Genomic DNA, 19302 nt, shown 5'->3' with positions numbered 1-19302 from the left:
CCGGCGGCGCGGTGTCAGTGGTAGCCGGCATCCCCTTCCCGCACCTTGCCGCGGAACACGCGGTACTGCATAGCGTTGTAGACGAGGATAACCGGCAGCACGATCACCGTGCCGACCAGTGTGAAGAGCTGGCTCGAATGACTCGACGAGGCTTCCCAGATCGTCAGCGAAGGCGGCACGATGTTCGGCCAGATGCTGATCAGCAAGCCGCTGTATCCGAGAAAGCACAGCGCAAGCGTGAGCAGGAACGGCATCGCTTCATGCTGCAAGCGAAGCGATCGAAAAATGCCCCACACGCAGGCCAGAACGAGAATCGGCACGGGCATGAACCAGCCGAGATAGCCGCTTCCGAACCAGCGATGCTCGACCGCCGGCAATCCGATCACGGTCCACAGACTCACCACGAAGATGATCCCCAGCAGCACGGCCAGCAACGGCCGCATCACCTCGCGCATCTTGCGCTGCAGTTCGCCTTCGGTCTTGAGGATTAGCCAGCCGCAGCCGAGCGTCGCATAGGTGAAGAGCACGCCGATGCCGCAGAACAGGCTGAACGGCGACAGCCAGTCGAACGGGTCGCCGGCGAATCGGTCATCGACGACCTTGATGCCTTGCAGCAGCGACCCCAGCACGATGCCCTGGCAAAGGCCCGCGAGAGCCGACCCGGCGATAAAGGCGAGATCCCACGCATGCTGGGTCCGCGTGGCCTTCGCGCGCAATTCAAAGGCCGCGCCGCGAAAGATCAGCCCCACGACCATCAGGATCAGCGGCAGATAGTTTGCCGGCAGCAGCGTCGAATAGACGACCGGGAACGCACCGTATAGCCCCGCGCCGCCGAGCACGAGGAACGTTTCGTTGCCGTCCCAGACCGGCGCGATGGTGTTGAGCATGACTTGCCGATCGCCTTTCTCCTCGAAAAACGGAAACAGCAGGCCGATGCCGAGATCGAAGCCGTCCAGCATCACATAGATGAAAACGCCGAGGCCGATGATCGCGGCCCACACGACCGGAAGATCGATTTGCATGGCCTCACTCCCGTTCCAGTGCGTCCAGCGGACGATTGCGCAACACCGGATGTTTAACGGACCGGCGGGCATCGACCTGTTCTTCCGGTCCGCGCTTCATCATCTTGAGCATGTAGTAGACCCCCATACCGAATACCAGGAAGTACACCAGCACGAAGATCAGCAATGACACGCCCGCTTGCTGGGCACTGATCGGCGAGAGTGAGTCTTCGGTTCGCAGAACACCATAGACCGTCCAGGGTTGGCGGCCGACTTCCGTTGTTACCCACCCGGCCAACAGCGCGACGATTCCCGACGGCCCCATGCACAGCACGAAAACCTGATACCAGCGCGTCTCGTAGAGGCGCCCTCGCACCCTGAGCAGCAACCCGAGCAAGGCGGCCAACAGCATCAGCATGCCGAGGCCCGCCATGATCCGGAAGGTCCAGAAGATGATTGGCGAATACGGGCGGTCTCTGGCGGGAAACGTCTTGAGCCCGCGGATTTCTCCATCCCAGCTATGGGTCAGAATGAGGCTGCCCAGATGCGGGATTTGCAGCGCATAGCGCGTCACTTCCGCATTCATGTCGGGAAAACCGACCAGATTGAGCGCCGTGCCGCCTTTCTCGGTTTCCCACAGGCCTTCAATTGCGGCGATTTTGGCGGGCTGATATTGGCGCGTATTGAGGCCGTGCGCATCGCCGACAAAAATCTGCACCGGCGTGAGCAAAAGCAGAATCCACAACGCCATCGAAAAGCTACGCTTGACGGGTCCGTCGCGCCGGCCATGCAACAGGTGCCACGCCCCGCACGCAGCGACGATAAAGCCCGCCACAATGAACGCGGCGATCGTCATATGCGCGAGCCGGTACGGGAACGACGGGTTGAAAATCACCTTCAGCCAGTCGACCGGTACGATCCGGCCGTTTATCATGGCGAATCCTTGCGGCGTTTGCATAAAGCTATTCGACGCGAGAATCCAGAAGGTGGACATCAACGTGCCGAGCGCCACCATCAGCGTGGCGAAGAAGTGCGCGCGCGGACTCACACGCTGCCAGCCGAACAGCATGACACCGAGAAAACCCGCCTCGAGAAAGAACGCCGTCAACACTTCATAAGTCAGGAGCGGTCCTGTGATGTTGCCGGCAATGGTGGAAAAGCCACTCCAGTTGGTGCCGAACTCGTAGGCCATCACCACGCCCGAGACCACGCCCATGCCGAAGCCGACCGCAAAGATCTTCGACCAGAACAGAAACATGTCCTTGTAGACCGCGTCGCCGGTCAGCAACCAACGCCCTTCCAGCACGGCGAGGAAGCTGGCCATGCCTATGCTGATGGCGGGGAAAATGATGTGAAATGAAACCGTGAATGCGAACTGAAGCCTGGCGAGGTGGAAGGCGTCGAAGATTTCCATGATTGAACGGCGGCTCCAGGTTGTACCGGCACTTGCGCAAAGATGAACGCCTCGCGAAGCTGAGAGACATCACTCAGCCGGCGAACCGCGCGCCTCCCGTCTCTTTCCTGGTAGAAGAGTTCGGGAGGCATCATCAGGTCCGCTTCCGGATAATACCCGCCACACCGCCGACACGCTCGCTGCGTGTCCTTGCCCGTTGCCCACGCCACGCCGTCAGGAACTGGCGCCCTCCGTGGACTCCGTGCTGCCGACTTCGTCGGACGACTTCTTCTTTGTCCGGCTATTAGCGCGTTTCACCTTGGGCGGCGTCGCCTCGCCGCGAACGAACTTCACTTCGCCGCTGTCCTTGTCATAGCTGACCTCGACATTGTCGCCCGATTTCAGTTTGCCGCCGAGAATCTCCTTGGCAAGCCGCGTTTCCAGTTCCTGGCGAATCTGGCGCTTCAGCTCGCGGGCGCCGAACTCCGGCCGGTAGCCGGCCTCGGCCAGATGGTCGACAATCGACTCGTCGATCTTGAGTGTGATGTCCTGAGCCGCCGCGGTGCGCGTGACCCGCTCGAGCTGGATCCGCACGATCGAGCGGATATTCTCGCGAGAAAGTCCGTGAAAGACGATCACCTCGTCGATGCGGTTCAGAAACTCCGGACGGAAGTGGCCCTTGAGCACATCCATCAACTCCTCGCGAAGCTTCTTTTCCGGCAACTGGTCCGCCTCGGGCTTCTCGAGGTTATCCATGATGATGTGCGCGCCGAGATTGCTGGTCGCGATGATGATCGTGTTGCTGAAGTCCACCACGCGGCCCTTGCCGTCGGTCAGACGGCCGTCGTCGAACACCTGGAGCAATACATTGCTCACGTCCGCGTGGGCCTTCTCGATCTCGTCGAGCAGAATCACGCTATACGGCCGCCGCCGGACCCGCTCGGTCAACTGGCCGCCCTCGTCATAGCCGACATATCCAGGCGGCGCGCCGATCAGGCGGGCCACCGCGTGACGCTCCATATACTCGGACATGTCGATACGAATGACCGACTGTTCATCGCCAAACACCGTTTCGGCCAGCGCTTTCGCGAGTTCGGTCTTGCCGACGCCGGTCGGTCCGAGGAAGAGGAAAGTCGCGATAGGCCGGTTCGCCTGGCCGAGTCCGGCACGCGACAGGCGCACGGCGTCGCTCACGGCAAGCACCGCGTCGTCCTGGCCGACCACGCGCTCACGCAGCTTGTTTTCCATGTCCAGCAGCTTCTGGCGCTCTTCCTGTGTCAGTTCCGTGACCGGAATGCCGGTTTGACGCGACACCACTTCGGCGATGGCCGCCACGGTGACTTCAAGCGTTTCCGAACCGGTCTTGCGCTGCCATGCCTCCATCTGCTCATCGAGTGTCGTCTGCTTTTCGCCGATACGTTCCTCGAACTTCTTCGCCTCGTCATAGCGCTTGCGCGAGGACGCGTAATCCTGCTCGCGCTTGAGTTGAGACATCTCGGCTTCGAGTTCCTGGATGTCCGCCGGACGTGAAGTCGCACCGATCCGTACGCGCGCCGCGGCCTGGTCGATCAGGTCGATGGCTTTGTCGGGCAGAAAGCGCGACGTGATGTAACGGTCCGACATTTCAGCGGCCGCGACAAACGCATCGTCCGCGAAGGTCACCTGATGATGCGCCTCGAGCTTGTCGCGCAGGCCGCGCAGGATGACGATGGTCTGCTCGACGGTCGGCTCGGGCACCAGCACCGGCTGAAAGCGCCTCTCCAGCGCGGCGTCTTTTTCAATGTACTTCTGGTATTCGTTGAGCGTCGTCGCGCCGATCAGACTGAGTTCGCCGCGAGCCAGCGCCGGTTTGAGCACGTTCGCGATGTCGAGACCGCCCTCGCCGCCGCCCTGGCCGGCGCCCACGATCATGTGCAACTCGTCGATGAACAGAACCAGTTCGTCTTTCTTTGCCGTCACTTCGTCGATCAGCGTTTTTGCGCGTTCCTCGAACTCGCCGCGATACTTCGCACCGGCCACCATCGAATTGATATTGACCTCGACGAGCCGCTTGCCGCGCAGATTTTCGGGGACCTCGTCGTTGACGATGCGCTGCGCCAAGCCTTCGACAATGGCGGTCTTGCCGACGCCGGGCTCGCCGATCAACACCGGATTGTTCTTCCTGCGCCGCGCGAGTACTTCAATCGTGCTTTCGATTTCCTGCGCGCGTCCCAGCACCGGGTCGAGCTTGCCCTGGCGCGCGAGCGCCGTGAGGTCACGGCCGAACTTGTCGAGTATGGGCGTGCCGGTCGGTGCATCGACGCGGCCGTCCTCGGCGCCTTTGCCGACCACCTTCACCACTTTCTGCCGCAGCCCTTCCGGCGTCACACCATACTTCTTCAGCAACGTGCCCGCGATACTGTCCGGCACCGCCGCCAGTCCGATCAGCAGATGTTCCGGGCCGACATACGAATGACCCAGATCACGCGATGCCTGGAACCCGTACTGGAACACTTTCTTCAGGCGCGGCGAGATGGTCATCTTCTCGAGCGGCGCATCGGGATTCGCGGTGCCCTTCTGCGCGTGCTGATCGATATAAGCCTTGATGTCCTGCGGCGAGAGCTTGAGTTCCTTCAGCAGCGCAGTGCCGACATCGTTGTCCGCCAGTACATACAGCAGATGTTCGGTGTCAAGCTCGCTTCGCTGGAGTTCGTGCGCTTTCTCTGCAGCACGCTGCAACAACTCGAGCGTCTGTTCGCTGAAGGCGTCGGTTGCGTCGACCGATTCGCGCGGCACCTCAGCGGAGAGACTCTCGTTATCGTCGTCTTCCTCGTGCGCGCCGCCCGTCCCGCCGAAGAAGCGTGACAGACCACCGCCTCCCAATAGCGAGTCGAACGGGTTCGCCATGCTCTGGTGCCGCATTAATTGCCGGTAGTCGTAATCGCAAATCGATAAAGTTTTCCGCTCGCCGTTCTGCACAACGGTCACACGGGCGACGGCGGGACGAGCGTTACAGATTTCGCAAAGGGCGGGCATCGTAAAATCACCTTTCTGAGGTAAGGCATCCGATGTTGTTAGAGATTTTAGGACGCGTTCAAGTGAGGGGAGAACGCTCGGAACCTGTCGCCGGCCTTTCGTTATGGTTGTGCGCGAGGCCGATGTTTCGCTGTTCAGCGTTCAAAATGGGCGTCGCTTTCGAACAGATAGCGACGCACGCGCGGCTTGCGTCAACCGGCATGCGCTTGCGCTCTCTCACTACGCGTCTGGTCGCCGCATGATTGGCATAACGAACCTAAATAAACCGCCCTTGAATTCTATGAGTGGATTGTGAGTAAGGGGACATTGGTTTTTCCGATGGGGTGCATGGGCCGACATGCCGACGCTATCGTGCGGCGAGACGACGCGCTCTAATTCGTCTGGTCGTCACTACTTGCGGGCCTCGCGGCGGCTCTGCTCCTCCACGGTGAGAATCGCTTCTGGCATGACCTCGAGCCGCTCTTTCGGGATTGGCTGGCCGCTTTCGTCGGAGAGGCCGTAAGTGCCGTCGTCGATTTTCTGCAGCGCACGCCCGATATCCGCAATGCGCTGGTCGTTCACATCGTGCAGCGACTGATTGATTTCATTCTGCGCCATTCCCTGCGCCGCGTCCTCATACTCCTCGGCTTCGTCGCCGTGCTCCTCCCGAGCCGTTCGATCGTCTGCGATCGTTTCTGCTTCGCCGCCCAGCAATTCCCGGCGCAGCGCCTCCAGGCGCTTGCGCTGCTGCGCGATGAACTCGTCACTCAAGCCGCTCTGTTGGTTCGACATGGTGTTCTCCCTCCGTATGATTGGCCCGCTGAACGTTGGGACGGCGCCGTCAACTTTCGTCGACGTTGTCCGCGTAATGGTCGACGGTAACCTTGCATTCGTCGATCACGACCTGAAGAAAAGCAGGCTCGTTTCTTTCCACCCATCTTTCCACGTGCAGGAAACGCTGCGTGCCGAGGTCGGCGATGCGCTCGGCATCCGAGGTTGTGACATCGACCGTAACGATCCCCCGATTTGTTTGCAGAGGCGAGATCGTCGCGGAGAACTGAAACCGTCTATATGAAAATTCTTGTGCCATAGCCGACTCCCCTAGCAGAAGTGAGTTAAACGTACGGTTTCTTCATACGAGTGCGCGGTTTCGTGCGCGCCAGCTTGCGACCACCATGGTCATGCTACCGGGATTACGGCATGATGGCGCTAGCAGCGACACGCAGGCTAAGGAGAAAACGATGCCAGCATCCACTGTCTTCTATGGCGAGTTCGAGATGGTCGTGCGCCCCGAGACCAATAAGTTCGGCGCCTGGATCGCGAGCGTGAGCCTGAAAAATAGCGCGGGTAAGGTAGTCGATATTCGCCCGATGACCGTTCAGCCCGAATGGCTGACCGAAGAAGAAGCGATCAGAGACGCGGTCGAATGGGGCCGCAGGTTCATCGATCGTGAGTTCGAGACGCCGCAACCGCACTCCGGGGTCAGCGCCCGGTCTCGCGCGGAAGACTGGTTCCGCGATGCCGAAGAAAAATCGCACGGGCCCGACATCAGTTCCTGAACGCGGCAAACCTGAACGCCGCAAATCCGGCCCTGCAACGCGCTTGCGGGCTCAGTGAACTCTTTGCGCAGCCGCCCTCTACTTACGCAGACGCGCCTCGATTTCCTGTTTACTGAGCGCCAGCAGATCTTCGCTGATCTGCTCGAATATCATTCGACGCGCTTCCTCACTCAGATTCGAACGCACCATGCCGAGAAATTTCGCCTCCATGGCGAGCCGCAGCCGATTGTAGAGTTGACGGAGCCGCCCTTCTTCCAGATAAGCGGCAACCCGTTTTGCAAATTTCTCGCGGTCTTTCTCAGTCAGTGCCGTGCCGGTGTATTCGTCGTTGACGAGAACTTCGACCTCCTGCAAGTCGAGCTTAAGCCCAGGCGTCTGGAAAACGCGCGCGCGACCTCCGTCAGCCACGACAAGCCAGGTAACTTCGACCATCATGCACCTCTGAGCAGAATTTCCAGCGCATACGCGGCGCTCGCTCGCCGACAGTGCCGACGATACTCACTCAAGATAGCAGTTCGGACCGGCTACGCCCAAGGTCAATTCGACGATTCATCGCATCGGCGTGAAGTTCGCCGCTCGCTCGGCTTGCGGACATTGGTGTCCGATAAGTCAGGAATTTCAGCATATTGATGGCCGCGGACGCGGTCCTCGGCTTCGGCCCGACGCCAAACCGCGAAGTTCGGTACGATAAGGCCGCCTGTCGCACGAGCACATCCTGCTATGAACGAAATGACAATGGATTGGGGCGATGTCCGCGTGTTTCTCGCGATCGCCCGTTGCGGCACACTCGGCGCCGCCGCGCGCCAACTGGGACAAACCCAGCCCACCATGGGGCGCCGGCTGCGTGCGCTCGAAAGCGCGGTCGGCCAGGCGCTGTTCCAGCGCACCGCCGACGGCTTCGTACTGACCGACGAAGGCACTGCGGTGTTGAGTTTCGCGGAACGAATGGAGGAAGAAGCGCTCGCGTTCACACGTTCGCTCGCGGGGACCACGCAGCAGTTGACGGGGTCGCTGCGCGTGTCGTCCTCGGACTGGTTCGGCATTCATGTGCTCACCCCTGTGTTCGCCGGGTTTCTCTCGCGGCATCCGCAACTCTCGATCGAGTTGGTCACCGATTCGCGACGCTACAGTCTTTCGCGCCGTGAAGCGGATCTTGTGTTTCGCATCACGCCGTTCGACGAACCCGACGTGATCCAGCGAAAGGTCATGGATCTGAACTACGCGCTGTACGGGCACGCCGATCTGGTGGCGCCGCAGGCCGGCGATGGCGCGGGGCAATCGCTCATTACGATGGACAGCGCCTTCGAGGCCCTGCCCGACGTGACATGGATTCGCCGCATGCTGCCGAATGCGCGAGTCGCGTACGCCAGCAACAATCGCGGCGTCCAGGCGCGCATGTGTGCCGAGGGCGGCGGCTTCGCGGTGCTGCCGTGCGCGCTTGGCGACAACACGCCGGGACTGCGGCGCATCGACCTCGGCGAAACGCCGCCGGGCCGCCAAGTGTGGCTCGGCTACCATCGCGACCTTCGACGGCTGGGGCGGTTGCGGGCGTTGATCGACGTTGTCGTCGACAAACTCGCCAACACGTAATTGACGTCTGGCCGCCGCTGAATTCACTCACGATTGCCGACCCGCGCGGCCGGCGTCACTCGATATCGACGACGATCTTGCCCCGCGCGCTGCGATTGGTGATTGCGTCGTACCCTTGTTCCGCCGAGCGAAGATCGAAGCGGCGCGGATCGAGCCGCGGCGTCAATTGACCCGCTTCGACGAGGCGCGTCGCCTCGCGCAGCATCTCGCCGTGATGCGCCCGATTCTCGCCGCTCAGCAGTGCGTGCAGGGTGAACACGCCCGAATACGTCGCCTCGCGAAACGACAGCGGTGCGAGTGCGTGGGTGCCCCAACCGAGCGCGCTGACGACATGGCCGAAATGCTTGACCGCCGCGAACGATGCATCGAGCGTCGCGCCGCCCACCGTGTCGGCGACCACCTCGAATCCCGCCCCGCCCGTATGCTGCGCGACGTATTGGTTGACGTTCTGCGCGGCGTAATCGATCGGCGTGGCGCCGAGGCGCATGAGTTCGTCCTGATCGCGTGCGCTCGCCGTCGCGAACACCCGAGCTCCCAGCGCCCGCGCGAGTTGCACCGACACGTGGCCCACGCCACCCGCGCCTCCTTGCACGAGCACGGTCTGCCCGGCCTGAAGCTTCGCGCGATCCACGAGCCCCATGTAGGCGGTGATGAACGCAAGCGGCAAAGAGGCGGCTTCGCGCATCGACAGATTGGCGGGCTTCAGCGCGAGCAGATCCGCGTCGACCGCGGCATATTGCGCGAGCGAACCCTGAATGCCGCCGACACCGCCTGTCATGCCGTAGACCTCGTCGCCCGCTTTGAAGCGCGTCACGCCTGCACCCACCGCCTCGACCACGCCGGCCATGTCGATGCCGAGCACCAGCGGCAGCGGATGTTTTGCATGAGCGGCGCCCCCTGCGCGGATTTTCGTGTCGAGCGGATTGAGACCGGCCGCCGCTATACGCACCCGCACCTGGCCGGGCAACGGTTCAGGGCGAGCCACGGTGGTGAGTTCCAGCGGTGCGTTGTACTGGGAGAGAACGAGGGCTTGCATCGTCATGTCGACGCTCCTTGCAAATACCGGTGAGAGGAAAAGCAGATGGAGCGAATAGTGACCCATGCAAACGGGACTGAAAACTTACAAATTTGCACGCTTGCCATGCATTAATGCATGACGCAACGCCTGCGCCGCCGACCGCTTTGCGCGCCCGACCCCTGAAGGGGGCAGGCCCAACATGTCAATTTCGTAATGAACCGGTGGGGATCGCGTCAGGTCCGCAAGCGCAATATGGTTTCCAGACGCTCAGAGAAGAAAGACCCGCGCAATACCGGTAGCGTCGAATGAGCTGCTGCTATTCAACGAATTTCCCTCGATCAACCCTCGTACTTATTTCGGAGTCTGAATCATGAAGAAAGCTATTGTTTGCCTCGCCCTCGCTGCCGCCGCCCTGTCCGCTCCGGTGCTCAGCTTCGCGCAATCCAACGGGCCGGTGACACGCGCCGAGGTCCACAGCGATCTCGTGCAGTTGGAGCGGGCCGGCTATAGCCCGGCGCGTTCCGACGACGCCAGCTATCCGGCCGACATCCAGACCGCCGAAGCAAAAGTCGCCGCGCAATCCACGCATCAGCAAACGCAGAGCTACGGCGGTGTGCCGGCGAACGCCACGTCGTCCGGCGGACCGGCGCATACGGCAATGCAATCGACCTGTATCGGTCCGGCCAGCTTCTGCACCCCGTACTTCGGCAAATAAGCGATATGCCGCGCCGGTCCCGTGCTTGCCGCCAGCCGCACGGGACCGAGTTTGATGACGCCCTTGCCTTGCGGGCGTCGCCGTTGATGACGCGCAGCGTTTTCAGGCGCGAGGCAGACACCGCGGCGGCCGCACACGACTCAATCCTGCAAGCCGCGCACGTTCCGGTAAGAACAACGGCTCGAATCGACGAAGCGCACGCGAAACTCGACCGGCTGGTCTTTGAACGTGAAGGCCGTGCGTTCGATGCGCAGCACCGGCGCACCGACTTCGATATTCAGCGCGCGCGCCACTTCTTCGTCGGCGGCCGCGCCGCCCAGATCTTCCACCACGCGCACGACTGAGATTCCAAAATGCTCCTGGTAAAAGCCATAAATGGAACCGCGCCGTGCCTTGAACATCTCCGCTTCGAGCGTCGGGAACACGTCGAGCGGAAACCACAAACGATCGAGCATGACAGGCACGTCATCATGCAGCCGAAGATTGTCGGCGGTGGCAAGCCGTGCGCCGCGCGCGAGCTTGAGCGTCGCGGCGAGTTCCGAGCTCGCGCGCTCCTTGCCGAAACGCAGCAGGCGCGCGGTGACTTTCAGTAATTCGCCGTCTGTATCGACGAAGCTGAAGTAGTGGTCGAACGCATGTTCGTCGGCGAACTTCGCGACGATCGTGCCGCGCCCTGCCCGGCGAATCAGCAGACGCTCAGCCACCAGTTCTTCGACCGCGCGGCGGATCGTGCCGATGCCGACGCCGAATTCCTCGGCTAGTTGCGGCTCCGTCGGGATCTTGTCGCCGGCTGTCCATTGGCCGGTACGAAGGCGCTCGAGAATACCGGCGCGGACGATTTCATAGAGCGGTTGCTCTCCCGGAGTACGAAGTCCTGGCATTCAGGTCAGTGTCAGAGTGAAGAAAAAAGGAATCGGAAAACGCCACCCGATGCGCGATGAGATGGCCGCGAAACGCACGCGTTTCATGCGCCGCTTCCGGGCAAATTCGCGGTCCGATTCGCGGCCCGATTCGCGGCCCGCATGGCGAATTCCGGAAGGATACAGGATCGACACCCAAATGCATCACCACGACAGGGCGCCGCGCTGAACAACCGCGAGGATCGAAGACAATCGGCGTCGACCCGCACCGATCTTTTAATTCGAATCATTCGAATGATTCGATTGACGAAGGCATGATGTCGTCCTAGACTGATCTCCATCGCGCAACCACGCGCGCTTACGTCAGAGGAGATGAGCCATGCCGAATTTCATCAAGCACATTGCATTCAAGGTTGAAGATGTCGAGAAGGAGCGCGCGTTCTATGAGAACGTGTTCGGCTACAAGCACGTGAATACGGTGCGTCGCAAGGGCAAGAACGGCGACCACATTTCGCATCACCTGACCGACGGCTATATGGACCTGACGTTGATTCACTATGAGCAATCGGATTCTGACGAAGCCGATTTCGCCGGGCCGGCGCCGTGCATTCACCACATCGGCATGGAAGTGGAAGACCTCGAGACGTTTATCGCGCAGATCAAGGAAAATGGCGGTGAAATCCTGACGGCGCCGGGTCATCTGCCGGTCAAGTTCCGTTCGCCGAACGGCCCGGTGGCCGAAGTCGTGCCCATGGATCGCTGGGAAAAGAAGACGCTCGCCGCCGGCGTACACGGTGAAGTACTCGAGTAACTACGTTCAGGTTCGCATTACACCAGCTCGCATTACACCAACTCACCAGCGAGCGGTTCGACGTACGGCGACGTGGAGCGATCCCCGCGGCGCCGCGACACCAAACGCAACGGCACGTGCCGTTGCGTGGTCGCAAGGAGGAGACACGATGGAATCGATCCGCCGCCGCAAGCGCTTTTCCGCGACGACAGGCGTACTGATTGTCCTGTGCATCATGTCGTTCCTGATGTATGTGGACCGCACCAACATTTCCACTGCGGCTCTCGCGATCCGTCGCGATCTGCATCTGAGCAACTCGCAGCTTGGCATCGTGTTTTCCGCTTTTGCGCTGACCTACGCGCTCGCGATGATTCCAGGCGGCTTTATCAGCGATCGTCTCGGCGCCCGCAAGATGCTCGCCGTGTGCGGCGTGCTGTGGGGTCTCGGCACGCTCCTGACCGGCCTCGCCGGCGGGCTGGGGACGCTGCTGCTCGCGCGCTTCGTCGTGGGGTTGGGTGAAAGCCCGATAGTACCGGCATCGGCCCGCGCGTTGACGGCGTGGATGGAACCCGAGCGGCGCGGCTTTTCGCAAGGCATCACGCATGCCTGCGCCCGGCTGGGCAATGCATCGACACCGATTCTCGTCGCCAGCCTGATCAGCGCATTTTCGTGGCACATCGCGTTCATCGTGCTCGGTGCGGCGAGTCTCGCGTGGGTCGTGCTGTGGGTCTGGTATTACCGCGACAATCCCGCTGATCATCCCGGCATCACGCCCCATGACATCGCGCGCCTGCCCGCCAAACTCGGCAAGGCACGCGTGCCGATGCGCTGGCCGCCGCTCTTGCGGGCGCTCTGGCCGGCTACTCTAGTGAGCTTCTGTCACGGCTGGATTCTGTGGTTCTTTCTCAACTGGATGCCGTCGTTTTTTGCGCAGGCGTATCACCTGAATATCCGGCATTCAGCCATTTTCAGTTCGGGCATTTTCCTGAGCGGCGTAGTCGGCACCACGCTCGGCGGCTCGCTCAGCGATCTGATGCTGAAGAAGACCGGCAACATTCGCCGCTCGCGTCAAACGCTGATTACAGTGGGTTTTCTCGCACCCATCGTATTCTTCGTGCCCATGTTCCTGCACACGTCGTCGACGCTTGCCGCGCTCTCGCTGGCTGCCGCGCTGTTTCTCTCCGAACTGGTGACCGCGCCGCTGTGGGCCGTCGCAATGGATCTCGCGCCCAATCACGCGGCGACCTCGAGCAGCATCATGAACGCGGGGCTCGGCATTGCGGCATCGGTGTCGCCGCCGCTCGTCGGATGGCTGGTCGATACGACGCATTCATGGCAACCGGTGTTCGCGCTGTCGATGTTCTTTCTCGCGCTCGGGCCAATCGCCGCGCACTGGGTTCGCCCCGACCGTCCCTATCTCGGCGAGCCCGAAGCAAAAGCGAAGGAGGCCGGCGGTTTTGCGGCACGGATGGATGCTTACTGAACGCGGTGCCTCGCCGACGCATGTCGGCTGGCGACGAGTTGGGCGCGTCCAACCTCACGCAGTGTGCGCACGAAATCGTAGGCTAGGACTTCGTAGCGGTGCTGTTGTCATCCCCGATAACGCCGAACTCGACGGGCGTCTTCACGTAGAACAGATGCACGCCGTCAGCGCGCAGCCGGTCGAATAACCGGTCGGCTTCGTCGCTCGTCACGGCCATCACGACGGACAAAGGCTGGTCCGCCAGCTCGAAGAAATGTGCGGAGTGAATGCGGTGATGGTGGCCGATTCCTTCGCAGCCTGGTATCACGGTCGCGCCGCGCAGGCCAAGTTCGCCCGCAAGATGGACGAGCCAGTCAGCCAGCGGTTTGCCGCGATGGCGGCGATCCTGTTGAGTAAAGAAAGTGACCTGATAGCCGTTCATGTCGGTGTCTCCTGTCCGCGCTGATTCGCTGTCGATTATTCTTGTCAGTAGAGAGGCGCGGCAATACCTGCGTCGCCGGTTCGGCGCAGTCGTTGGCATCATCGGCCGAGCTCTGGAATAAGTGTAGATGCCGGGCAGAACGAGTGCCAGCTAAGGCTGGCGGGATGCCCCGTATTCCTGCTGCCAGCAGCGCAGGCCGAACAGCGGCACGAGCCCATAAGCGTGGTCCAGCATGTCCGACTGCAGGTTTTCGTACGGCCGCAGCGATTCCCGTCGCCCGCAGCTTACGTACTCTCTTCTTCAAACCGCCGCTGCAGCCACATTCGCAATGTGTGCCCCTGGAAGAACCGCAGCTGCGATTGCGCACGCGGTTCCTGAACGGCAAACTGCATCGTACAACTCGCGGATTCGCAAATGCACTGATTGAACCCTGCCCTGCCCCGGGTCGAGTTTTATCCCTGCTCGATCCCAAGGAGCCGCGCGTCAAGCCGCCGCGCTAGCGCCGCGCCGCCTTCGCGCATCACCACGTCGTGATTCCATTGGAAAACCGGTCGCAGCAACGGCGCCAACGCATTCATCCACGCGCGTTTCGTATGCACGCACCAGTCATAGCGAACCACGGTCAGGTTGCGCCCGTCGGTCGAGAAGCTCCACCGGCCCGCGCCTTCGACGTCGCCACTGGCCTCCCCTTCCAACGCCACCAACGGGTCGACGCGCGTCACCCGCATATCGAACACGAGGCGGTAAGGCAACCAGCCTTTCCACGTATAGCGTTGAACAACGCCCACGCCTTGATCCGAACCCGCCGCCAGCTGGTCCACGCGCTCGACGTTATGCCACCATTCGGGCCAGCGCGCCGAGTCCTGGATTGCCGCCCACACTTCCTGCACTGGCGCATCGATGCGCCAGGTAGTGGAAAAGCGGTATTCGACCGTGCGCAAGCTGCCTCCATTCTTAATATTGTTCCAGAGATTTTGGCAGATGCTCGTTGTACTTGCCATCACCGGCGAAACTGCGCCGCGCGACAAAACGTAGAACAGCCGGAAGCAGCCGGCGACCGCTGACGCGCTCGGCGACAGGATTAACTGTCGCCCGTCGTCCGATAGGACTCATGCTAGGATAAAAGTTCGCGCACGAACTAAATTACAGCAACAAAAGCGCCGTCCGCCGGAGCGCAACAGGTGAGGTTGAAACATGGATCATCGGCTCGTGTATCTGCTCAATGTGGGCCAAAGACGCCTGCATCGGTGGTCGCAAGCTCGGACAGCCGCAGGTGGAGTCACTGCGGCGCAGGCGGGGCTGCTTTTCTTTCTCGGGAAAAACGACGGAGCACTCACGAGCGAGGCGGCTGCTGCGCTCGATCTCAAGGCACCGGGAATGAGCGGATTGGTCGACAGAGCGGAGCGGGCCGGTCTCCTGGAACGCCATTCGGACGAACTCGATGGGCGCGCATCGCGACTTTGGCTAACGGCGGCAGGACGCACCGCACTCAAGCGGTCGAAGTCGGGCCTCTCTGAGCTGAATGTCAGGCTGACGGAAGGATTTACGGAGGCCGAGATCGACGTGGTTGGGCGCTGGCTGACGAGTTTGCAGGACAAGTTCCCCGATGACGACGAGGAAACGGCGTAAGGCGACACCTGAGGACGGCGGCAGCAGCGTGTCGCCGTGTTGCCCGGCAGTGTTCGCCGCTCCCATCAGCGTGGAATCCTCGTGAAGTCCGGCCGGCGTTTCTGAGCAAACGCGAGGAATGCTTCTTTCGCCTCCGCGCTGACAAGTCGCTCCATGAATGTGACGCTTTCCCGATCCATCTGGGTTGTCAGCCGCTCGGCGTCCCGCATGAACCGTTTCGTTGCTGCCAGTGATCCGCAGGCACGCAGGGTACATTTGAGCGCGCCAACTTGTTCGCATGCGAAATATATAATATTCGCACACGAAGTAACCGTGTTTGTCATCGACAAGGCGGATCAGCGAGAACGTCGTTGCGGAACGCAAGTGCGACCCGCTTTTGGAAAACATCGAGAATTCGACCGCGAACCCAGCGGCTTCCGGTACGCCGCACTTCATGCGTTCTGCAAGCTTTCAGAAAAGCGCGATACGCGTCGCGAATCCCAATAATTGGTCTGCAGCAACCCTGAACCGTCGGGCAGTATGGAGCGAACGCTTCCCCTTCTTCTCATCCGTCTTCTGTCAGGTATCAACTCGGTAGTAATACTATTAAATCGGTGTATCGTTCACAAAAAAAGCCGCGCGTTGCACGCCGGTCATTCGTATTCAGACCAGTTAAGGGTATACATCGATTAGTAGCCAAAAGTGCGTGATATAGCATTTTCGTGGGGTAGTCATGCGTACGCGCGTGCACGTGGGCTTTCCGAAAGGAGCGATGCCCAGCTCCGGTGCCTGTCTTGCCGGAGTTTTTTCCGCTTGCGCCGTTACAACCAGTGAAACGTTCTACAACTGAGAGACGGGAGACTGAGATGGCGCAATCAAAGGAAGACAAGGACGAAGTACAGGGGACGCGTCGTGGTTTGCTGCAGGGCGCAGGCCTGACAGCGGCACTGGCGCTAATGGGCGGAATGGGCGGCATGAGTGGAATGATCTCGTCGGCCCAGGCGGCGGAAGGCGGTTCGTTTCCAGCACACAAACGTTGGAAGATCGTATTCGTCAACCATGTCACGACGAATCCCTTCTTCGTGCCCACGCAATACGGCATTCAGGACGCGACCGCCTTGCTCGGCATGGACTATCAATGGACCGGCTCGGCCAATGCCGACATCGGCGAAATGGTGAACGCGGTCAACGCGGCGATTGCAGCGAAAGCCGATGCCATCGCAGTACCGATCGTCGACCCCAAGGCATTCGACAAACCCATCCAGGCCGCGCTCGACGCCGGCATTCCCGTGTTCGCCTATAACGCCGACGCGCCTTCGGGTTCCACCAATCCGCGCCTTTCGTACATCGGCCAGGATCTTTATCTGTCCGGCTATCAGATGGGCGAGCGGATCGTGAGCCTTATCGACAGCGGCCTCGTCGCGCTCTTTATCGCCACTCCCGGCCAACTCAACATTCAGCCCCGGCTCGATGGCGCGGCGGCTGCAATCAAGAAATCGGGCAAGAAGATCGACGTGCAGACCATCGCCACCGGCGCGACCGTCAACGAAGAACTCTCGAAGATCAAATCCTTCTTTCTCGGCCACCAGGATCTCAAAGGCATGTTCGCGGTGGACGCGGGAAGCACCCAGGGTGTCGCCGAAGTCATGAAGGAATCCAACCTGCCGTCCAAGGGCGTGCACGGCGGCGGCTTCGATCTGCTGCCGCGCACGGTCGATCTGATTCACGACGGCTTCCTCGACTTCACCATCGACCAGCAGCCGTACGTGCAAGGTTTCTATACCGTGGTCGAGGCGTTTACCTTCCTCGCTTCCGGCGGGCTCGTCGGGCCGGCCAACGTTAACACGGGCCTGAAGTTCGTCACCAAGGGCACGGTCGATCCGTACCTGACCACATCGACGCGCTATGAAGGCAAGAGCACGAAGCCCCAGATCGTGCCACGCACGGGTGCGATCAAAGGGTGACGTCTTCCGTGACGGACGCCCAGCAAGCCGCCAAACGTCCGAGGCGCTGGTCCGGCGCGCTCGGGCGTTCCAGCGAGATCCGCATCTTCGCGGTGGCGCTCATCCTCTGCATCTACTTCGAGACAGTCAATCATGACTTTCTGCTGACCGGCGCGAGTCTGCAGAATCTCTCGCAATTCATCGCGCCAGTGGCGATCATTGCCTTTGGCGAAATCATGCTGATGATCGGCGGAGAGATCGATCTCTCTGCCGGGATGGTCTTCGCGTTTGCGCCTTTCATCATGCATTTCGCCATCGAGGCGGGCTTGCCGCCGTGGCTCGGCATGCTCACGGGTTTGGTGGCCGCGGCCATCGTCGGGCTGATCAATGGCGCGGTGACGGTGTACCTGCGCATCCCATCGTTCGTGACGACGCTCGGCACCTTGTTCTTCGTGAACGGCCTCACGCTGACCATCTCGCGAGGCACGCCGGTTTCGCCACCGGAGAATTCAGCGTTCGCGGCCTTCATGGGCGAATGGGGCTACAGCGAAATCATCTGGACGCTCGCCATTGCGGCCTTCATGCACGTGCTGCTGCGCCACACGCGCTGGGGTTTGCATACGATCGCGTCGGGCGCGAATCCGCTGGGCGCGAGCGAGGCGGGGATCCAGGTCAGACGCCTGAAGCTCGGCAACTTCATTCTTGCGGCGCTGCTCGCCGGACTGACCGGAATCCTGGAGGGCTTCCGCATCACGTCGATCGATCCGCAAGCAGGCGGCAACCAGATCATGTTTCTTGCCGTCGCCGCTGCCGTGATCGGCGGCACGCCCCTCGCCGGCGGATCGGGCACGATCATCGGCGGACTGATCGGCGCGGCGGTGCTCGGCATTCTCAACGACGGCTTCACGCTGATCGGCATCAACGCCTTCACCTTCAACATGATTCTCGGCGCGGCGATTCTCGGCGCCATGATCTTCAACATCCACGTGGTTCGTCTCGCGCGCAAGGGGGAGTTGTAATGTCCGAAGTGCTGGAGGCGCTGCGCGGCGAAGACATCGTCAAACGTTTCGGCGCGGTCACCGCGCTCGATGGCGTTTCGCTCACGTTGAAACAGGGCGAGATTCTTGGCGTACTCGGCGACAACGGCGCGGGCAAATCGACCCTGATCAAGATCCTGACTGGCTTTCATCAGCAGACGAGCGGCAAGCTTTTTGTCGGCGGCGAGGAAACGCTGCTGCGCTCGGTCGATCACGCCCGTTCACTCGGCATTGAATGCGTCTATCAGGATCTGGCGCTCGCCAATTCTCTGAGCATTTATCACAACATGTTCCTGAATCGGGAGATCATCCGCCGAGGGCCATTTCGGCTATTGGACAATCGCGCCATGCGCGAGCGCGCCGCGGAGTGTCTTGAAGAAATCGGCGTGCATGTGCCCTCGGTCGATTTGCCGGTCGAGCAGCTTTCGGGCGGCCAGCGGCAAGCCATCGCGGTCGCACGCGCGGTCAATTCGAATGCAAAAATCCTGTTGCTCGACGAACCGCTGGCCGCGATGGGCGCCCGCGAGGCGGGACTCATCATCGACCTGATCCTTCGGCTCAAGGCGAAAGGCGGCCTGTCTATCGTCATGATCATGCACAACTACGCGCAGACGCTCGACATCGCGGACCGTGTGATGCTCATGCAACGCGGACGGGTGACTTATCAGCGCGAGGCAGCCAGCACGTCGGTGGAAGAACTGATGGATATCGTGCGGCGCGAATATCGGGCGATGCGGTCAGCGACGCATTAATACCCGATCCGGCGGGCCGCCGGCTTTGCTCCTGGAGCTTATCGAATAGTCGCGCCCCGCTCGCAAGCGCCGAAGCCGAATACGCTGCGAGTCGAGCCGCTTAACGAACAATCAAGTGCGGTCAAGTCCAGCCAACGC

At 61.2% G+C, this 19302-nt stretch carries 20 protein-coding genes and 1 pseudogene; 10 read left to right on the top strand and 11 right to left on the bottom strand.

Translation table 11 applies throughout. The annotated features are described in order from the left end of the window. Nucleotides 1-14: 14 nt before the first annotated feature. The 5 genes from cydB to B0G73_RS20915 all read right to left on the bottom strand — a co-directional run bounded on the left by cydB (nucleotide 15) and on the right by B0G73_RS20915 (nucleotide 6478). Nucleotides 15-1022 carry a cytochrome d ubiquinol oxidase subunit II gene (gene cydB / locus B0G73_RS20935; protein WP_106283184.1) on the bottom strand — a complete coding sequence of 336 codons (1008 nt, stop codon included), beginning with the start codon at nucleotides 1020-1022 and terminating at the stop codon, nucleotides 15-17. Between the two features lie 4 nt (nucleotides 1023-1026). After that, nucleotides 1027-2415: a cytochrome ubiquinol oxidase subunit I gene (locus B0G73_RS20930; RefSeq protein ID WP_106283183.1), complete on the bottom strand. Its 1389-nt coding sequence runs from the start codon at nucleotides 2413-2415 to the stop codon at nucleotides 1027-1029. 213 nt (nucleotides 2416-2628) lie between these two features. Next, nucleotides 2629-5409 carry an ATP-dependent Clp protease ATP-binding subunit gene (locus B0G73_RS20925; RefSeq protein WP_106283182.1) on the bottom strand — a complete coding sequence of 927 codons (2781 nt, stop codon included), beginning with the start codon at nucleotides 5407-5409 and terminating at the stop codon, nucleotides 2629-2631. A 390-nt stretch (nucleotides 5410-5799) separates the two neighbouring features. Then, nucleotides 5800-6180 (bottom strand): TraR/DksA C4-type zinc finger protein, encoded by a 381-nt coding sequence (locus B0G73_RS20920; protein WP_106283181.1) that lies wholly within the window; start codon nucleotides 6178-6180, stop codon nucleotides 5800-5802. 49 nt (nucleotides 6181-6229) lie between these two features. Beyond that, nucleotides 6230-6478: a hypothetical protein gene (locus B0G73_RS20915; protein WP_106283180.1), complete on the bottom strand. Its 249-nt coding sequence runs from the start codon at nucleotides 6476-6478 to the stop codon at nucleotides 6230-6232. Between the two features lie 151 nt (nucleotides 6479-6629). Between B0G73_RS20915 and B0G73_RS20910 the strand changes: the two genes are divergently transcribed. Continuing rightward, nucleotides 6630-6947 carry a DUF6566 family protein gene (locus B0G73_RS20910; protein ID WP_106283179.1) on the top strand — a complete coding sequence of 106 codons (318 nt, stop codon included), beginning with the start codon at nucleotides 6630-6632 and terminating at the stop codon, nucleotides 6945-6947. A gap of 78 nt (nucleotides 6948-7025) precedes the next feature. On the opposite strand, the gene B0G73_RS20905 is transcribed toward B0G73_RS20910, so the two are convergent. Beyond that, complete coding sequence (locus tag B0G73_RS20905; protein WP_258193396.1) at nucleotides 7026-7382, bottom strand: host attachment protein; 357 nt, start codon at nucleotides 7380-7382, stop codon at nucleotides 7026-7028. A gap of 285 nt (nucleotides 7383-7667) precedes the next feature. On the opposite strand from B0G73_RS20905, the gene B0G73_RS20900 reads away from it, so the two are divergent. After that, entirely contained in the window at nucleotides 7668-8537 is an 870-nt protein-coding gene (locus B0G73_RS20900; RefSeq protein ID WP_106283178.1) for a LysR family transcriptional regulator, read from the top strand. A 55-nt stretch (nucleotides 8538-8592) separates the two neighbouring features. Here B0G73_RS20900 and B0G73_RS20895 read toward each other — a convergent pair whose 3' ends face one another. After that, nucleotides 8593-9579, bottom strand: coding sequence for a zinc-dependent alcohol dehydrogenase family protein (locus B0G73_RS20895; RefSeq protein ID WP_106283177.1), 987 nt, complete (start codon nucleotides 9577-9579; stop codon nucleotides 8593-8595). A 346-nt stretch (nucleotides 9580-9925) separates the two neighbouring features. On the opposite strand from B0G73_RS20895, the gene B0G73_RS20890 reads away from it, so the two are divergent. Then, nucleotides 9926-10270 (top strand): DUF4148 domain-containing protein, encoded by a 345-nt coding sequence (locus B0G73_RS20890; RefSeq protein ID WP_106283176.1) that lies wholly within the window; start codon nucleotides 9926-9928, stop codon nucleotides 10268-10270. A 140-nt stretch (nucleotides 10271-10410) separates the two neighbouring features. Here the strand turns inward: B0G73_RS20890 and B0G73_RS20885 are convergent, their stop codons facing one another. Beyond that, nucleotides 10411-11151 (bottom strand): GntR family transcriptional regulator, encoded by a 741-nt coding sequence (locus B0G73_RS20885; protein ID WP_106283175.1) that lies wholly within the window; start codon nucleotides 11149-11151, stop codon nucleotides 10411-10413. Between the two features lie 358 nt (nucleotides 11152-11509). On the opposite strand from B0G73_RS20885, the gene B0G73_RS20880 reads away from it, so the two are divergent. Both B0G73_RS20880 and B0G73_RS20875 read left to right on the top strand, forming a co-directional pair. After that, nucleotides 11510-11941 carry a VOC family protein gene (locus tag B0G73_RS20880; protein ID WP_106283174.1) on the top strand — a complete coding sequence of 144 codons (432 nt, stop codon included), beginning with the start codon at nucleotides 11510-11512 and terminating at the stop codon, nucleotides 11939-11941. Nucleotides 11942-12089: 148 nt separating this feature from the next. Next, nucleotides 12090-13403 carry an MFS transporter gene (locus B0G73_RS20875; protein WP_106283173.1) on the top strand — a complete coding sequence of 438 codons (1314 nt, stop codon included), beginning with the start codon at nucleotides 12090-12092 and terminating at the stop codon, nucleotides 13401-13403. An 82-nt stretch (nucleotides 13404-13485) separates the two neighbouring features. Here the strand turns inward: B0G73_RS20875 and B0G73_RS20870 are convergent, their stop codons facing one another. Together B0G73_RS20870 and B0G73_RS20865 are read right to left on the bottom strand one after the other, a co-directional pair. Next, the gene (locus tag B0G73_RS20870; RefSeq protein ID WP_106283172.1) at nucleotides 13486-13824 is read right to left on the bottom strand and encodes a DUF190 domain-containing protein; all 339 of its coding nucleotides are present in this window, start codon (nucleotides 13822-13824) and stop codon (nucleotides 13486-13488) included. Between the two features lie 452 nt (nucleotides 13825-14276). Beyond that, nucleotides 14277-14765, bottom strand: a complete 489-nt coding sequence (locus B0G73_RS20865; protein ID WP_106283171.1) for an SRPBCC family protein — start codon at nucleotides 14763-14765, stop codon at nucleotides 14277-14279. Between the two features lie 253 nt (nucleotides 14766-15018). Between B0G73_RS20865 and B0G73_RS20860 the strand changes: the two genes are divergently transcribed. Further along, nucleotides 15019-15453, top strand: coding sequence for a MarR family winged helix-turn-helix transcriptional regulator (locus B0G73_RS20860; protein WP_106283170.1), 435 nt, complete (start codon nucleotides 15019-15021; stop codon nucleotides 15451-15453). 65 nt (nucleotides 15454-15518) lie between these two features. Here B0G73_RS20860 and B0G73_RS41355 read toward each other — a convergent pair. Beyond that, nucleotides 15519-15692: pseudogene (locus B0G73_RS41355) on the bottom strand (enoyl-CoA hydratase); the annotation flags it as partial. On the opposite strand from B0G73_RS41355, the gene B0G73_RS40570 reads away from it, so the two are divergent. From B0G73_RS40570 to B0G73_RS20840, 4 genes are all read left to right on the top strand, one after another. Next, nucleotides 15661-15939, top strand: a complete 279-nt coding sequence (locus B0G73_RS40570; protein ID WP_181196607.1) for a hypothetical protein — start codon at nucleotides 15661-15663, stop codon at nucleotides 15937-15939. The pseudogene B0G73_RS41355 and the gene B0G73_RS40570 sit on opposite strands and share 32 nt — an antisense overlap. A 359-nt stretch (nucleotides 15940-16298) precedes the next feature. Then, on the top strand, nucleotides 16299-17396 hold the full coding sequence (locus B0G73_RS20850) for a sugar ABC transporter substrate-binding protein (RefSeq protein WP_106283169.1): 1098 nt from the start codon (nucleotides 16299-16301) through the stop codon (nucleotides 17394-17396). An 8-nt stretch (nucleotides 17397-17404) separates the two neighbouring features. After that, nucleotides 17405-18394 carry an ABC transporter permease gene (locus tag B0G73_RS20845; protein ID WP_241974875.1) on the top strand — a complete coding sequence of 330 codons (990 nt, stop codon included), beginning with the start codon at nucleotides 17405-17407 and terminating at the stop codon, nucleotides 18392-18394. After that, entirely contained in the window at nucleotides 18394-19164 is a 771-nt protein-coding gene (locus B0G73_RS20840) for an ATP-binding cassette domain-containing protein (protein WP_106283167.1), read from the top strand. The genes B0G73_RS20845 and B0G73_RS20840 overlap by 1 nt, the downstream gene beginning before the upstream one ends. Nucleotides 19165-19302: the final 138 nt, after the last annotated feature.

The organism is Paraburkholderia sp. BL25I1N1 (genome assembly GCF_003002025.1).
GTDB lineage: Bacteria > Pseudomonadota > Gammaproteobacteria > Burkholderiales > Burkholderiaceae > Paraburkholderia.
The sequence above is the reverse complement of the archived record's forward strand: the minus strand, read 5'-3'. Positions and strand labels throughout refer to the sequence as shown.

Excerpts from the sequence above, each read along its gene's own strand:
- cydB (WP_106283184.1), bottom strand. The coding sequence starts at position 1,022 with ATGCAAATCGATCTTCCGGTCGTGTGGGCCGCGATCATCGGCCTCGGC.
- B0G73_RS20930 (WP_106283183.1), bottom strand. The coding sequence starts at position 2,415 with ATGGAAATCTTCGACGCCTTCCACCTCGCCAGGCTTCAGTTCGCATTC.
- B0G73_RS20925 (WP_106283182.1), bottom strand. The coding sequence starts at position 5,409 with ATGCCCGCCCTTTGCGAAATCTGTAACGCTCGTCCCGCCGTCGCCCGT.
- B0G73_RS20920 (WP_106283181.1), bottom strand. The coding sequence starts at position 6,180 with ATGTCGAACCAACAGAGCGGCTTGAGTGACGAGTTCATCGCGCAGCAG.
- B0G73_RS20915 (WP_106283180.1), bottom strand. The coding sequence starts at position 6,478 with ATGGCACAAGAATTTTCATATAGACGGTTTCAGTTCTCCGCGACGATC.
- B0G73_RS20910 (WP_106283179.1), top strand. The coding sequence starts at position 6,630 with ATGCCAGCATCCACTGTCTTCTATGGCGAGTTCGAGATGGTCGTGCGC.
- B0G73_RS20905 (WP_258193396.1), bottom strand. The coding sequence starts at position 7,382 with ATGATGGTCGAAGTTACCTGGCTTGTCGTGGCTGACGGAGGTCGCGCG.
- B0G73_RS20900 (WP_106283178.1), top strand. The coding sequence starts at position 7,668 with ATGAACGAAATGACAATGGATTGGGGCGATGTCCGCGTGTTTCTCGCG.
- B0G73_RS20895 (WP_106283177.1), bottom strand. The coding sequence starts at position 9,579 with ATGACGATGCAAGCCCTCGTTCTCTCCCAGTACAACGCACCGCTGGAA.
- B0G73_RS20890 (WP_106283176.1), top strand. The coding sequence starts at position 9,926 with ATGAAGAAAGCTATTGTTTGCCTCGCCCTCGCTGCCGCCGCCCTGTCC.
- B0G73_RS20885 (WP_106283175.1), bottom strand. The coding sequence starts at position 11,151 with ATGCCAGGACTTCGTACTCCGGGAGAGCAACCGCTCTATGAAATCGTC.
- B0G73_RS20880 (WP_106283174.1), top strand. The coding sequence starts at position 11,510 with ATGCCGAATTTCATCAAGCACATTGCATTCAAGGTTGAAGATGTCGAG.
- B0G73_RS20875 (WP_106283173.1), top strand. The coding sequence starts at position 12,090 with ATGGAATCGATCCGCCGCCGCAAGCGCTTTTCCGCGACGACAGGCGTA.
- B0G73_RS20870 (WP_106283172.1), bottom strand. The coding sequence starts at position 13,824 with ATGAACGGCTATCAGGTCACTTTCTTTACTCAACAGGATCGCCGCCAT.
- B0G73_RS20860 (WP_106283170.1), top strand. The coding sequence starts at position 15,019 with ATGGATCATCGGCTCGTGTATCTGCTCAATGTGGGCCAAAGACGCCTG.
- B0G73_RS40570 (WP_181196607.1), top strand. The coding sequence starts at position 15,661 with ATGAACCGTTTCGTTGCTGCCAGTGATCCGCAGGCACGCAGGGTACAT.
- B0G73_RS20850 (WP_106283169.1), top strand. The coding sequence starts at position 16,299 with ATGGCGCAATCAAAGGAAGACAAGGACGAAGTACAGGGGACGCGTCGT.
- B0G73_RS20840 (WP_106283167.1), top strand. The coding sequence starts at position 18,394 with ATGTCCGAAGTGCTGGAGGCGCTGCGCGGCGAAGACATCGTCAAACGT.